We start from the raw sequence: 14,828 nt of genomic DNA, 5'->3' as shown, positions 1-14,828 counted from the left end.
AGTCTTGACAGTTATGGCAAAATGGTTTACACTTTATAAAGTTTATTACTTTGAAAAGGTGTGATACTGTGGCTACGGCAACAAAAAAGAAAAAATCAACAGTTAAAAAAAATCTAGTAATCGTGGAGTCGCCTGCTAAGGCCAAGACGATTGAAAAATATCTAGGCAGAAACTACAAGGTTTTAGCCAGTGTCGGGCATATCCGTGATTTGAAGAAATCCAGTATGTCCGTCGATATTGAAAATAATTACGAACCGCAATATATCAATATCCGAGGAAAAGGTCCTCTTATCAATGACTTGAAAAAAGAAGCTAAAAAAGCTAATAAAGTCTTTCTGGCGAGTGACCCGGACCGTGAAGGAGAAGCGATTTCTTGGCATTTGGCTCATATTCTCAACTTGGATGAAAATGATGCCAACCGTGTGGTCTTCAATGAAATCACCAAGGATGCAGTCAAAAATGCTTTTAAAGAACCGCGCAAGATTGATATGGACTTGGTAGATGCCCAACAAGCTCGTCGTGTTTTGGACCGCTTGGTAGGCTATTCGATTTCGCCTATTTTGTGGAAAAAGGTCAAGAAGGGTTTGTCAGCAGGGCGCGTACAGTCCATTGCCCTTAAACTCATCATTGACCGTGAGAATGAAATCAACGCCTTCCAGCCTGAAGAATACTGGACAATTGATGGTGTCTTTAAGAAGGGAACCAAGCAATTTCAGGCTTCCTTCTATGGAGTAGATGGTAAAAAGCTAAAACTGACTAGTAATGATGAGGTCAAGGAAGTCTTATCTCGTCTGACTAGTAAAGATTTTTCAGTAGATCAGGTGGATAAGAAAGAGCGCAAACGCAATGCTCCATTACCCTATACCACTTCATCTATGCAGATGGATGCTGCTAATAAAATCAATTTCCGTACTCGAAAAACTATGATGGTTGCCCAACAGCTCTATGAAGGAATTAATATTGGGTCTGGTGTGCAAGGTTTGATTACCTATATGCGTACCGATTCGACTCGTATCAGTCCTGTAGCGCAGAATGAAGCAGCAAGTTTCATCACGGACCGTTTTGGTAGCAAGTATTCTAAGCATGGTAGCAAGGTCAAAAACGCTTCAGGTGCTCAGGATGCCCACGAGGCTATTCGCCCGTCTAGCGTCTTTAATACACCTGAAAGTATCGCTAAGTATTTGGACAAGGATCAGCTCAAGCTTTATACTCTTATTTGGAATCGTTTTGTGGCGAGCCAGATGACAGCTGCTGTCTTTGATACCATGGCTGTTAAATTGTCTCAAAATGGGGTCCAATTTGCTGCCAATGGTAGTCAGGTTAAGTTTGATGGTTATCTTGCCATTTATAATGATTCTGATAAGAATAAGATGTTACCGGATATGGCTGTTGGAGATGTGGTTAAGCAGGTCAATAGCAAACCAGAGCAACATTTCACCCAACCGCCTGCTCGCTATTCTGAAGCGACACTGATCAAGACCTTGGAGGAAAATGGGGTTGGACGTCCGTCAACCTACGCCCCAACCATTGAAACTATTCAGAAACGCTATTATGTTCGCCTTGTAGCCAAACGTTTTGAACCGACAGAGTTGGGAGAAATTGTCAATAAGCTCATCGTTGAATATTTCCCAGATATCGTAAACGTGACCTTCACAGCTGAAATGGAAGGCAAACTGGATGATGTCGAAGTTGGAAAAGAGCAGTGGCAACGTGTTATTGATGCCTTTTACAAACCTTTCTCTAAAGAGGTTGCCAAGGCTGAAGAAGAAATGGAGAAAATCCAAATCAAGGATGAACCAGCTGGATTTGACTGTGAAGTGTGTAGTAGTCCAATGGTTATTAAACTTGGTCGTTTTGGTAAGTTCTACGCTTGTAGCAATTTCCCAGATTGCCGTCATACCCAAGCAATCGTGAAAGAAATCGGTGTTGAGTGTCCAAGTTGTCATCAGGGACAAATCATTGAACGTAAAACCAAGCGTAACCGCCTCTTCTATGGTTGCAATCGCTATCCAGACTGTGAATTTACTTCTTGGGACAAGCCTGTTGGTCGTGATTGTCCAAAATGTGGCAACTTCCTCATGGAGAAAAAAGTTCGTGGTGGTGGCAAGCAGGTTGTTTGTAGCAATGGCGACTACGAAGAAGAAAAGATTAAATAAGAGGAGAGTCCTGAAAGTGAATTTCAGGCTCTTTTTGATTAGAACTTGACAAAATTCATCATTGTATGCGAAACTAGAAGAAGATTATTTTAATTAGGAGTAGTTATGCGTATTATTTATCTAATTATTGGTTTTTTATCACTGGTCTTGGCTATTGTTGGGGTTGTTTTACCCTTGTTGCCTACAACGCCTTTTCTTTTGTTGTCTATTGCTTGTTTCTCAAGAAGTTCCAAGCGCTTCGAAGATTGGCTTTATCATACCAAGCTCTATCAAGCATATGTAGCTGATTTTCGCGAGACTAAGTCTATTGCGCGTGAACGAAAGAAAAAAATCATCGTATCTATCTACATCTTGATGGGGATTTCCATTTATTTTGCTCCTCTCTTACCTGTCAAAATAGGTCTGGGTGCTTTGACCATCTTTATCACCTATTATCTCTTTAAGGTCATTCCAGACAAAGAATAGTTAAAATAGTAGTTATTTGCCTCGATAAAATTGAAAGCATATTTACAATAATATGATATAATAAATTCAAAGTAATAATCAAGGAGAATCAAATGATCTACGAATTTTGTGCTGAAAATGTGACCTTGCTTGAAAAAGCGATGCAGGCTGGAGCTCGTCGAATCGAACTCTGTGACAATCTAGCAGTTGGTGGGACAACTCCCAGCTATGGAGTGACCAAGGCAGCGGTTGAATTGGCAGCTAACTACGATACGACCATCATGACCATGATTCGTCCACGTGGTGGCGACTTTGTCTATAATGACCTAGAAATTGATATCATGTTAGAAGACATTCGGTTGACCGCTCAGGCTGGAAGTCAAGGGGTTGTATTTGGGGTTTTAACTGCTGATAAGAAGTTGGATAAGCCTAATCTTGAGAAGTTAATAGCTGCATCAAAAGGAATGGAAATTGTCTTTCACATGGCCTTTGATGAATTGAGCGAAGAAGACCAGTTAGAAGCTATTGACTGGCTCAGCCAAGCTGGTGTCACTCGTATCCTGACTCGCGCTGGTGTATCTGGCGACTCTCTAGACAAACGTTTTGCTCACTATCACAGAATTTTAGAGCACGCTAAAGGTAAGATTGAAATTCTACCAGGTGGGGGGATTGGCCTTGACAACCGTCAAACCTTTATAGACCAGCTTGGCGTGACACAATTACATGGAACTAAGGTTGTCTTTTAAAAAATAGAAAGGAACTGCTAGCCTTGGGTAGCAGTTTTCGCTTATGTTTGAAATATTTAAATCCTATCAGTTTAATCAAGAAAAAGCTTTTGCCTATGGTTTTGTAGAAAATAGTGGAGTCTGGACCTATAGTTGCCAGATTTTGCAAGGTGACTTTGTCATGACTGTATCCATCACTGCTGATAATGTGAGTTTTCAAGTCTTTGACCATGAGACTGGTGACCTCTATCCTCAAGTCCATATGGAAAGTTTTAAAGGAAGTTTTGTTGCAAGTGTCCGTGAGGCTTGTCTGGAGATTCTTTACCAGATTCGGAAGGCTTGTTTTGATGTGCAAGATTTTATCTGTCCTCAGACTAAACGAATCATGACTCAAGTTCAAGAAAAGTATGGTAATCAGCTGGAGTATCTGTGGGAAAAATCACCTGATACAGCAGTGTTAAGACACGAAGGCAATAAAAAGTGGTATGCCGTCTTGATGAAAATCTCTTGGGATAAGTTGGAAAAGGGCAGAGAAGGACAGGTGGAAGCAGTCAACCTCAAACATGACCAAGTAGCTGATTTACTTTTAAATAAAGGTATTTATCCAGCTTTTCATATGAACAAACGCTACTGGATTAGTGTGGCGCTTGATGATGCTTTATCAGATGAAGAAGTGCTAGAATTGATAGAAAAAAGTTGGAACTTAACCACTAAAAAATGAAACATTTCAATATTTTTCAACGACTTTCAATTAGCAAAATATTCTCTACTGAAGAAATTTTCAGAAAATATTGGATTTTTTCTTGACAAGTACTTTTGCCTATGCTAAAATACTAAACAAGATATCAAACGAAGGAGAAAGTCAAACATGAAAACAGCTAAGTTTAATCAATTCGCTTTGTTGTTGAGGTACTCGGGCTAGTGCAAAAAGCATTAGTCCTGTTTGGCTTACCAAGCGGGAGTGAATCAACATCTCGCTTGGACTTCTGAGCGAGATGTTTTTTTAAAACCACATTTGGAAAAGGGGAGATCTTTATGAGAACAGTTGAATTTCTAGATACCAGCCTTCGGGACGGAGAACAGACACCGGGCGTTAATTTTTCAATCAAGGAAAAAATTGCCATAGCAAGACAGTTGGAGAAATGGGGTATTTCAGCCATCGAAGCTGGTTTTCCAGCGGCTAGTCCTGATTCATTTACAGCAGTTCAGGAGATCGCTAAGGTATTGAAGAAAACGGCAGTGACTGGTTTGGCACGCTCTGTCAAGTCTGATATTGATGCTTGTTATGAGGCCCTCAAGGACGCTAAGTATCCACAGGTTCACGTCTTTATTGCTACCAGTCCGATTCACCGCAAATATAAGCTCAATAAGAGCAAGGAAGAGATTTTGGAAGCTATTAAAGAGCATGTTTCTTATGCCCGTTCTAAGTTTGAAGTGGTTGAATTCTCTCCAGAGGATGCGACCAGAACAGAGTTGAATTTCCTCTTGCAAGTTGTTCAAACAGCGGTTGATGCAGGTGCGACTTATATCAATATTCCTGATACGGTTGGATTCACCACTCCAGAAGAGTACGGAGCCATCTTCAAACACTTGATTGAGAATGTCAAGACAGATCGTCAGATCATCTATTCGCCTCACTGTCATGATGACCTTGGAATGGCAGTGGCAAATAGCCTTGCTGCTGTCAAGAATGGGGCAGGACGTGTTGAAGGAACTATCAACGGTATTGGTGAGAGAGCTGGGAATGCAGCCCTAGAAGAAATTGCAGTAGCCCTTAACATTCGCCAAGATTACTACCAAGCAGAAACCAGTATTGTCCTAAATGAAACCATCAATACGTCAGAAATGGTTTCTCGCTTCTCAGGTATCCCAGTTCCTAAAAACAAGGCCGTTGTTGGTGGCAATGCCTTCTCTCACGAATCTGGTATTCATCAAGACGGAGTCCTTAAAAATCCTCTTACTTATGAAATCATCACTCCTGAATTGGTCGGTGTCAAGAGTAATAGCCTTCCGCTTGGAAAATTATCTGGACGTCATGCTTTTGTTGAGAAACTGAGAGAATTGGCCCTAGATTTTACAGAAGAGGATATCAAACCACTCTTCGCTAAGTTCAAGGCATTGGCCGACAAGAAACAAGAAATCACAGATGCAGATATTCGTGCTCTGGTAGCTGGAACCATGGTTGAAAATCCAGAAGGCTTCCACTTTGATGATTTACAACTTCAAACTCATGCAGATAATGACATTGAAGCACTCGTTAGCCTAGCCAATATGGATGGTGAGAAAGTTGATTTCAATGCGTCAGGGCAAGGTTCTGTTGAAGCAATCTTTAACGCTATCGATAAGTTCTTTAACCAATCTGTCCGCTTGGTGTCCTATACCATTGATGCGGTAACAGATGGAATTGATGCCCAGGCTCGGGTCTTGGTCACTGTTGAAAACAGAGATACAGAAACCATCTTTAATGCAGCAGGGCTTGATTTCGATGTGCTGAAGGCTTCGGCTATTGCCTATATCAATGCTAATACCTTTGTTCAAAAAGAGAATGCTGGTGAGATGGGACGTAGCGTTTCATATCGCGATATGCCTAGTGTGTAAAGGAGAAGGCTATGACAAAGAAAATAGTAGCTCTAGCAGGGGACGGAATTGGCCCAGAAATCATGGAGGCTGGTTTAGAGGTTCTGGAAGCTCTAGCTGAAAAAACAGGTTTTGACTATGAGATTGATAGACGACCCTTCGGAGGTGCAGGTATTGATGCTGCAGGGCATCCTTTACCTGATGAAACCCTCAAGGCAAGTAGGGAAGCAGATGCTATCCTCTTAGCGGCTATCGGTAGTCCTCAGTATGATGGAGCAGCGGTTCGCCCTGAACAAGGCTTACTGGTTCTTCGGAAGGAACTCAATCTCTATGCCAATATTCGCCCTGTAAAAATCTTTGATAGTCTCAAGCATTTGTCACCACTCAAACCAGAACGAATTGCTGGTGTAGACTTTGTCGTGGTGCGTGAGTTGACAGGCGGGATTTACTTTGGAGACCATATCCTTGAAGAGCGAAAAGCGCGTGATATCAACGACTATAGCTATGAGGAAGTGGAGCGGATTATTCGCAAGGCATTTGAAATCGCAAGAAGTCGCAGAAAAATCGTTACTAGTATCGATAAGCAAAATGTTCTAGCAACATCAAAACTCTGGCGCAGAGTAGCTGAGGAAGTCGCGCAGGATTTCCCAGATGTGACCTTGGAACACCAGTTGGTGGACTCAGCTGCCATGCTCATGATTACCAATCCTGCCAAGTTCGATGTCATCGTGACGGAAAATCTTTTCGGAGATATCTTATCTGATGAATCAAGCGTTCTATCTGGTACACTTGGGGTTATGCCATCAGCCAGTCATTCTGAAAATGGACCAAGTCTCTATGAACCTATTCACGGTTCAGCACCTGATATTGCTGGTCAAGGAATTGCCAATCCTATCTCAATGATTTTATCAGTTGCCATGATGTTGAGAGACAGTTTTGGACGTTATGAGGATGCAGAGCGTATCGAGCGTGCTGTTGAGGCAAGTTTGGCAGCTGGTGTTTTAACAAGAGATATAGGTGGGCAGGCTTCGACCAAGGAAATGACGGAAGCTATTATTGCAAGGATATGAAGTTAGACGAAAAAATTACTCTAGTCCTTTTGATTTGGAATGTCATGGTTTTCGTGATTTATGGCGTTGACAAATCCAAGGCAAGGAGAAGAGCTTGGCGCATCCCTGAGAAAATCTTACTCATTTTAGCCTTTACTTGTGGTGGTTTTGGTGCCTGGTTAGCAGGAATCATCTTTCATCACAAGACTAGAAAATGGTACTTTAAGACGGTTTGGTTTCTCGGGATGATAACCACACTAGTAGCCTTATATTTTATTTGGAGGTAATGGATGGCAGGAAAATCGATTTTTGATAAATTATGGGACCGTCATGTCATCACAGGAGAAGAGGGGCAGCCCCAACTCATGTATGTGGACCAGCATTATATCCACGAAGTGACCAGTCCCCAAGCTTTTCAAGGATTACGAGACGCAGGTCGCAGATTGAGACGACCAGATTTGACATTTGGAACCTTTGACCACAATGTCCCGACGGTCAATATCTACGATATTCGAGATGTGATTTCTAAAGCACAAATTGATAAGCTAGCTGAAAATGTTGAGGAGTTTGGGGTTGAACATGCGGCCCACGGTTCTGAAAAGCAGGGGATTGTTCATATGGTTGGTCCAGAAACTGGACGGACCCAACCAGGAAAATTCATTGTCTGTGGAGACAGTCATACAGCAACCCATGGAGCTTTCGGAGCTATCGCTTTTGGGATTGGGACCAGTGAGGTCGAACATGTCTTTGCGACACAGACCCTCTGGCAGGTCAAACCCAAGAAAATGCTGGTGGAATTCACTGGTGTTCGTCAAAAAGGAGTTTATTCTAAGGATTACATTCTCGCCTTGATTGCCAAGTACGGCGTTGCTTGCGGCGTTGGCTATGTGGTGGAATATCGGGGACAAGCGATTGATGCACTGAGCATGGAAGAGCGAATGACCATCTGCAATATGTCCATCGAGTTTGGATCCAAGATGGGAATCATGAATCCGGATCAAACTACCTATGATTATCTCAAGGGACGAGAATGTGTTCCAGAGAACTTTGAAGAGGCTGTGGCGGATTGGAAAACCCTTGTCAGTGATGAGGATGCTGTTTACGATAAGGTTATCCAGATGGATGTCTCAGACTTGGCTCCAATGGTGACCTGGGGCACCAATCCTGCTATGGGGGTTGACTTTGACAGTAGCTTCCCAGAAATTAAGGATATGAATGATGAGCGCGCCTACAATTACATGGACTTGGAACCAGGTCAAAAGCCGGCAGATATTGAACTGGGCTATATCTTTATCGGATCTTGTACCAATGCTCGTCTCAGCGATTTACAACTAGCTGCGCGATTTGTTAAAGGAAAGAAAATTGCTCCCAATCTAACAGCAATTGTAGTTCCAGGCTCTCGTCCTGTCAAACGAGCTGCTGAGAAGTTGGGTTTGGACAAGGTCTTTCTAGATGCTGGCTTTGAGTGGAGAGACCCAGGTTGCTCTATGTGCCTAGGGATGAATCCTGACAAGGTACCTGATGGTGTCCACTGTGCCTCAACCAGCAATCGAAACTTTGAAGATAGACAAGGCTTTGGTGCTAAGACTCATCTCTGTAGTCCAGCTATGGCAGCTGCGGCAGCTATTGCAGGGCGTTTCGTAGATGTTCGGCAAATGCCAGAAGCCCAGTAAGGAGAGGATATGGAGAAATTTACAGTTTATACGGGAACGACCGTTCCTCTCATGAATGATAACATCGACACCGACCAAATCCTACCCAAGCAGTTTCTCAAGCTGATTGATAAAAAAGGCTTTGGTAAGTACCTCATGTATGCTTGGCGTTATTTGGATGACAAGTATACTGAGGATCCAGACTTTGTCTTTAACCGACCTGAATACCGTAAAGCAACTATACTCATCTCAGGGGATAACTTTGGGGCAGGTTCTTCGAGGGAACACGCAGCTTGGGCCCTAGCTGACTATGGTTTTAAAGTCGTGATTGCGGGGTCTTTTGGTGATATTCATTACAATAATGAACTCAATAATGGCATGTTGCCCATTGTTCAGCCCAGAGAGGTTCGAGAGAAACTAGCTCAGCTACAACCAAGTGACCAGGTAACTGTGGACTTGGAACAACAAAAAATCATCTCACCAGTTGGAGAATTCACTTTTGAAATCGATAGCGAATGGAAACACAAGCTCTTAAATGGTTTGGATGATATCGGTATTACTTTGCAGTATGAAGACTTGATTGCTGCTTATGAAAAACAACGACCAGACTACTGGCAGGATTAGAAGAAAAATAGAAAAGGAAATAGAACTATGACAAAACACATTCAATGGAACGGAACACTTTCACAAGAAGGCTATGACATTTTAAAAGGTGAGGGCGGATGTATCGTTTGTCCTACAAAAGTTGGTTACATCATCATGACTAGTGACAAGGCTGGTCTTGAACGCAAGTTCGCAGCCAAAGAACGTAACCGTAATAAACCAGGTGTTGTACTTTGTGGTAGCATGGATGAGCTTCGTGCTTTAGCACAACTCAACCCAGAAATTGAAGCCTTTTATCAAAAACATTGGGATGAAGATATTCTTCTTGGATGTATCCTTCCATGGAAACCAGAAGCTTTTGAAAAACTCAAAGCTTATGGGGATGGTCGTGAAGAACTCATGACTGACGTGCGTGGTACTAGCTGTTTTGTTATTAAATTCGGGAAAGCTGGTGAACAATTGGCTGCCAAACTTTGGGAAGAAGGCAAGATGGTATACGCTTCATCTGCAAACCCATCTGGCAAAGGAAATCGTGGTAAGGTAGAAGGAATCGGAGAACGTATAGAAGGCGCAGTGGACCTTGTTATCGAGGCAGACGACTACGTGGCATCAATCCAGCCTGACAAAACGATTGAAACACGCTACGAGCAAGGTGTGATGGTCTCTATGGTCGATAAGGACGGCAAACTCATCCCAGAACAAGGAGGAGCTCGTTCAACTTCACCAGCTCCAGTTGTAATCCGCAAAGGGCTTGACATTGATAAGATTATGATGCACCTGTCAGATATCTTTAACTCATGGGACTACCGCCAAGGCGAGTATTATTAAGATAAAAAGAGTCTAGTGTTATGAGGTAATAAAGCTCTCTACACTAGGCTTTTTCTTTAGAAATTCTTTTCTTTTTCTATAGGATATGGTATTCTATTTATAAAATATATGTTAATAAGTAATGCTAATATTTAAACATCATTAGTAAAAGGGGTTAGATTGATGAATAAAAGAAAAGTTAGTTTAGAAGATTTTTATAAATGGTATAGTCTAAATAAAGAAGAGTTATTAAATAAGGCAACTGCTGGTGAAAAGTTTAATGATAAATTAAAAGAAGAGTTTCTCCAGGAATGGCCTTTGAATAGGATTTTAACAATGTCAATCGATGAATATGTAATAGGAAAGGGACAGCAAAATAAGTCTTTGTGCTACGCTCTTGAGAAGGGAAAATACAAAAATCTATTTCTTGGAATTTCTGGTGGCTCAGCTTCAAAATTTGGGATTTATTGGAATGAAAAAACAAAGAGTTATAAAGATCAAGGTAATAAAGTCATTCCGCTTTCAGAGTTGGATCAGCGATTTTCAAAATTAAAATCAGATTTGTATGAAATTATCAAAGAAGGTATTCGTTTTAATTTTGAAAATCCTATTTTTGATATGAAAAGATCAACAAATGAATTTGTTGGTCGTTCTGCTATGGTGACAAAATTACTTTGTATCTATTCTGAGGGATATCCTTTCTTTGGTGTAAATATTAATAGTCAAAAAGAATTTTGGAGCCACTTTGTTTCTCAAACAACTCAAGGTGGACCTTATCTGCAAAATCATAAAATAATTGACCTGTTGTCCAAAACTTATCCTGAGTTGGAGCCATCGAAATTAGGAACTATGCTTTTTGAGTATTCTAAGCTCTTTATGGAAAATAAGGAAGAAAATAGTACAATGGATTCATCAAACAATTTTCGTCATCAATTAACTCAAACTCTACTACAATCCAAAAACCTAATCCTCCGAGGTGCACCTGGTACAGGAAAAACTTATCTTGCTAAAGAAATTGCTAAAGATTTAACGGAAGGTCATGAGGAGCAAATCGGCTTTGTACAGTTTCACCCATCTTATGACTATACGGATTTTGTAGAGGGGCTGAGACCGGTATCAAATGGGGATGGAGCTATTGAGTTTAAGCTAGAGGATGGTATTTTTAAGAAGTTCTGTCAGAGGGCGAAAGAAGCTCAGAAAACTGGAGGACAAGATAATTTTGAGGAAACGTGGGCTAAGCTAACGGATGCTATCAATGAAAAGCAAGGACAATACTTCTTCTCTCGTAGTTCTGTTCCAGCCAGTCTAAACAGTCAAGGGAATGTGAAGTTTGATTCTCCTGTTGCTACCAAAGAAAAAGTGTATCTTTTGTACAAGGGTGAAGATACTAATTTAAAGTACGAAACTTATCAAAAAATTGTTTTGGATCACATGAAAGAAAGTTATGGATTATGTGATTATGTATCTCCAACGATTGACACAGACAAGAAATTCGTCTTCATCATCGATGAAATCAACCGTGGTGAGATTTCTAAGATTTTTGGAGAACTCTTTTTCTCAATTGATAAAGGCTATCGTGGTGAAAAGGGAAGTGTATCTACCCAATATGCTAATTTACATGAAACTGATGAGAAATTTTATATCCCTGAAAATGTCTATATTATCGGAACTATGAATGATATAGATAGATCTGTTGATACTTTTGATTTTGCTATGCGTCGTCGTTTCCGATTTGTTGAAGTTACGGCTGAAAGTCAACTTTATATTCTAGATAAAGAACTAGGTGAGTGTGCTGAAGAAGCTAAAACTAGACTAAGAAACTTGAATGCTGCTATTGAAAATGTTCAGGAATTAAATAGTCATTATCATATCGGACCAAGTTATTTCCGTAATTTAAAAGAATTGGATTATGATTATGAATTACTCTGGTCTGATTATCTCAAACCACTTTTGGAAGATTATGTACGTGGTTCTTATGATGAAGCTGAAACTCTAGAAACATTGAAAAAAGCATTCGATCTGACAAAGAATGAGCAAAAAGATCAGGCAGTAGCTGATGACAATGAAGGCGATGAAAACGATGATGCGGATCACTGATAATCAACACAAGATTGTTAAAGAAGAATTTGTTGAAGAATATCCTAAACTAAGCAATCTTCTTTTAGACAGAACCTTGGAAAGTCTATCCCAAGATGAACGTGTTTTCATTTTTCCAAATGATTTGAAGAATTCTCCTGACTTAGAAAAGGACCAAAAAATCTTTGAAACAGTTAATCAGGAAATCAAGACAGGAAATGTGATTGGTTTTCTGGGTTGTGGTCAGGAAAGATTAACGATTTCCTCTCGTTTTTCTGATGAGAGTAATGACCATTTTTTGCATTATCTCTTACACAAGGTTCTTCATATCAATCTCACTAGTTTAGATGTTGCTTTGTCTCGTGAAGAGAGGCTTTATCAACTTTTGATGTATCTCTTCCCCAAGTATCTACAAGCTGCTATTCGAAAAGGTCTTTATAAGGAATACCATCGATTTTCTCATAATGACAGTAATGTTAAGGGAGTGATTGATGTAAGAAACCATCTCAAGAAAAACCTTCCTTTAACGGGAAATATTGCCTACACAACAAGAGAGTTCACCTATGATAATCCCCTCATGCAGTTGGTCCGTCACACTATTGAATACATTAAGAACCAGAAAAGCATTGGTCAAGGGGTACTAGATAATCTCTCAACTAGTCGTGAAAACGTAGCTGAAATCGTGCGTGTAACGCCCTCTTATAAACTAGCTGATCGTGCTAAGATTATTCGGGTAAATCAATCTAAACCTATACGTCATGCATACTTTCACGAGTACAGAAAGTTACAAGAACTTTGTCTGATGATCCTAAACCAAGAAAAGCACGGTTTGGGGTATCAAGATCAAAAAATTCATGGTATTCTTTTTGATGTTGCCTGGCTTTGGGAAGAGTATGTTCATACTTTGTTGCCAAAAGATTTCATCCATCCACGAAATAAAGATAAGACGGACGGAATTTCAGTATTTTCTAGTCGAGAACGAAAAGTTTATCCAGATTTCTATAATAGAGATTTAAAAATTGTGTTAGACGCTAAATATAAAAAGCTTGAAGATACTGAAAAAGGAATAAACCGTGAGGACTTATTCCAGCTGATTTCCTATTCTTATATTTTGAAAGCTGAGAAGGCTGGTCTTGTTTTTCCGAGCAAGGACAAGGTTGTTGATAATGAGATAGGAAAGCTAGCAGGTTATGGAGCTTTGTTGAAGAAATGGTCTATCCAAATTCCTCAGAAGTCTTCATCCTATAGTGAATTTTGTGAAATGCTGGAAAACTCCGAAGAAATTTTTAAAAGTAATATTACTAAAGAAGTGGGGAGAAAATAATCTCTCCTCTTTCTTTTATTATTTATACAAGAAAATCCGAACTATATTTTTTAATTTATAAAATTATTTGACAAAAACTGTACTTTGGTTTATAATTAATTAAGGAAACGTCGGAAAAGACGTAGTGATGCGCAAGCATAGGTAGGTCATTATAAAAGAAACGAGACATCGATATGTTAAATGAATTTCCAATTTTTGATTACGAAGATATTCAATTGATTCCAAATAAATGTGTCATTAAAAGCCGTGCAGAAGCAGATACAAGTGTCACTCTAGGAAATCACACCTTTAAACTACCTGTTGTGCCAGCTAATATGCAGACAATTTTGGATGAAAATGTAGCAGAGCAACTGGCTAAAGGTGGTTACTTCTACATTATGCACCGTTTTGATGAGGCAGGACGCATTCCTTTTATTAAACGCATGCACGAGCAAGGGCTCATTGCTTCTATATCTGTTGGTGTTAAGGACTACGAGTATGATTTCGTTAGCGAGCTCAAGGCTGATGCTCCTGAGTACATCACGATTGACATTGCCCATGGTCATGCAGATAGCGTGATTTCTATGATTCAACACATCAAGAAAGAATTGCCAGATACCTTTGTCATTGCTGGAAATGTAGGAACACCAGAAGCGGTGCGTGAATTGGAAAATGCTGGTGCGGATGCTACTAAGGTCGGAATCGGTCCTGGTAAGGTTTGTATCACCAAGGTTAAGACTGGTTTTGGTACAGGTGGTTGGCAGTTGGCTGCTCTACGCTGGTGTGCCAAGGCTGCGCGTAAACCGATTATCGCTGATGGAGGAATTCGTACTCATGGTGATATTGCCAAGTCTATTCGTTTCGGTGCCAGCATGGTCATGATTGGTTCCCTCTTTGCAGGACATATTGAAAGTCCAGGGAAAACGATTGAAGTCGATGGTGAACAGTTCAAAGAATATTACGGTTCAGCCTCACAATATCAAAAGGGTGCTTACAAAAATGTGGAAGGCAAACGTATCTTGCTTCCTGCTAAAGGTCATCTGCAAGACACTTTAACTGAGATGGAACAAGACCTTCAAAGTGCTATTTCCTATGCAGGTGGACGTCAGGTTGCTGACCTTAAACACGTTGATTATGTTATCGTGAAAAACTCCATCTGGAATGGGGATGCTTCCCACTAAGACGGGCTATATGGCCAGAAAAAAACTTGTTATTAGAGCAAATTTCTGTTATAATAAAACAAGTTTCCACCCTTAGTGTAATGGATATCACGTAAGATTCCGGTTCTTGAGATGGGGGTTCGATTCCCTCAGGGTGGATGTAAACATCCTAAAAAAGCCTTTAATAGGGCTTTTTTCTTTACACAGCCCTAAATTGGCCCTTAAAACTGAAAATCTCTTTTTAAAGAATGCCCAAATGCTTTCCAGTCCCATTTT

12 protein-coding genes, 1 tRNA gene and 2 pseudogenes are annotated in these 14,828 nt (G+C 40.4%); all 15 read left to right on the top strand.

What is annotated here, in order from left to right:
• The first annotated feature begins 68 nt into the window (after positions 1-68).
• Positions 69-2,156, top strand: coding sequence for a type I DNA topoisomerase (topA, locus tag ADH52_RS05770; protein WP_049510541.1), 2,088 nt, complete (start codon positions 69-71; stop codon positions 2,154-2,156).
• A gap of 105 nt (positions 2,157-2,261) precedes the next feature.
• The gene (locus ADH52_RS05765) at positions 2,262-2,621 is read left to right on the top strand and encodes a YbaN family protein (protein ID WP_042751275.1); all 360 of its coding nucleotides are present in this window, start codon (positions 2,262-2,264) and stop codon (positions 2,619-2,621) included.
• Positions 2,622-2,713: 92 nt separating this feature from the next.
• On the top strand, positions 2,714-3,346 hold the full coding sequence (locus tag ADH52_RS05760) for a copper homeostasis protein CutC (RefSeq protein ID WP_042751274.1): 633 nt from the start codon (positions 2,714-2,716) through the stop codon (positions 3,344-3,346).
• Positions 3,347-3,389: 43 nt separating this feature from the next.
• Complete coding sequence (locus tag ADH52_RS05755) at positions 3,390-4,046, top strand: MmcQ/YjbR family DNA-binding protein (RefSeq protein ID WP_042751273.1); 657 nt, start codon at positions 3,390-3,392, stop codon at positions 4,044-4,046.
• Between the two features lie 314 nt (positions 4,047-4,360).
• Complete coding sequence (locus ADH52_RS05750; protein WP_049510540.1) at positions 4,361-5,923, top strand: 2-isopropylmalate synthase; 1,563 nt, start codon at positions 4,361-4,363, stop codon at positions 5,921-5,923.
• Positions 5,924-5,934: 11 nt separating this feature from the next.
• Positions 5,935-6,972 (top strand): 3-isopropylmalate dehydrogenase, encoded by a 1,038-nt coding sequence (leuB, locus tag ADH52_RS05745; protein WP_049510539.1) that lies wholly within the window; start codon positions 5,935-5,937, stop codon positions 6,970-6,972.
• Positions 6,969-7,238, top strand: a complete 270-nt coding sequence (locus ADH52_RS05740) for a DUF1294 domain-containing protein (protein ID WP_049510538.1) — start codon at positions 6,969-6,971, stop codon at positions 7,236-7,238. The genes leuB and ADH52_RS05740 overlap by 4 nt, the downstream gene beginning before the upstream one ends.
• Before the next feature lie 3 nt (positions 7,239-7,241).
• Positions 7,242-8,624, top strand: a complete 1,383-nt coding sequence (gene leuC, locus ADH52_RS05735; RefSeq protein ID WP_049510537.1) for a 3-isopropylmalate dehydratase large subunit — start codon at positions 7,242-7,244, stop codon at positions 8,622-8,624.
• Between the two features lie 9 nt (positions 8,625-8,633).
• The gene (gene leuD, locus ADH52_RS05730) at positions 8,634-9,227 is read left to right on the top strand and encodes a 3-isopropylmalate dehydratase small subunit (RefSeq protein WP_049510536.1); all 594 of its coding nucleotides are present in this window, start codon (positions 8,634-8,636) and stop codon (positions 9,225-9,227) included.
• A 27-nt stretch (positions 9,228-9,254) separates the two neighbouring features.
• The gene (locus ADH52_RS05725; RefSeq protein ID WP_049510535.1) at positions 9,255-10,034 is read left to right on the top strand and encodes an L-threonylcarbamoyladenylate synthase; all 780 of its coding nucleotides are present in this window, start codon (positions 9,255-9,257) and stop codon (positions 10,032-10,034) included.
• Positions 10,035-10,196: 162 nt separating this feature from the next.
• Positions 10,197-11,247, top strand: a pseudogene (locus ADH52_RS11860) (AAA family ATPase); the annotation flags it as partial.
• A 212-nt stretch (positions 11,248-11,459) separates the two neighbouring features.
• A pseudogene (locus ADH52_RS11855) lies at positions 11,460-12,110 on the top strand (AAA family ATPase); the annotation flags it as partial.
• Positions 12,094-13,413, top strand: a complete 1,320-nt coding sequence (locus ADH52_RS05715; RefSeq protein ID WP_193389275.1) for an McrC family protein — start codon at positions 12,094-12,096, stop codon at positions 13,411-13,413. The pseudogene ADH52_RS11855 and the gene ADH52_RS05715, both read left to right, overlap by 17 nt.
• Positions 13,414-13,586: 173 nt before the next feature.
• Entirely contained in the window at positions 13,587-14,573 is a 987-nt protein-coding gene (locus ADH52_RS05710; protein WP_049510532.1) for a GMP reductase, read from the top strand.
• Positions 14,574-14,639: 66 nt separating this feature from the next.
• Positions 14,640-14,711 (top strand) — tRNA-Arg (locus ADH52_RS05705).
• Positions 14,712-14,828: the final 117 nt, after the last annotated feature.

It is taken from the genome of Streptococcus pseudopneumoniae, from assembly GCF_001072665.1.
Taxonomy (GTDB): domain Bacteria; phylum Bacillota; class Bacilli; order Lactobacillales; family Streptococcaceae; genus Streptococcus; species Streptococcus pseudopneumoniae_S.
Note: the sequence above shows the minus strand (reverse complement) of the source record. Positions and strands in the feature narration are given on the sequence as shown.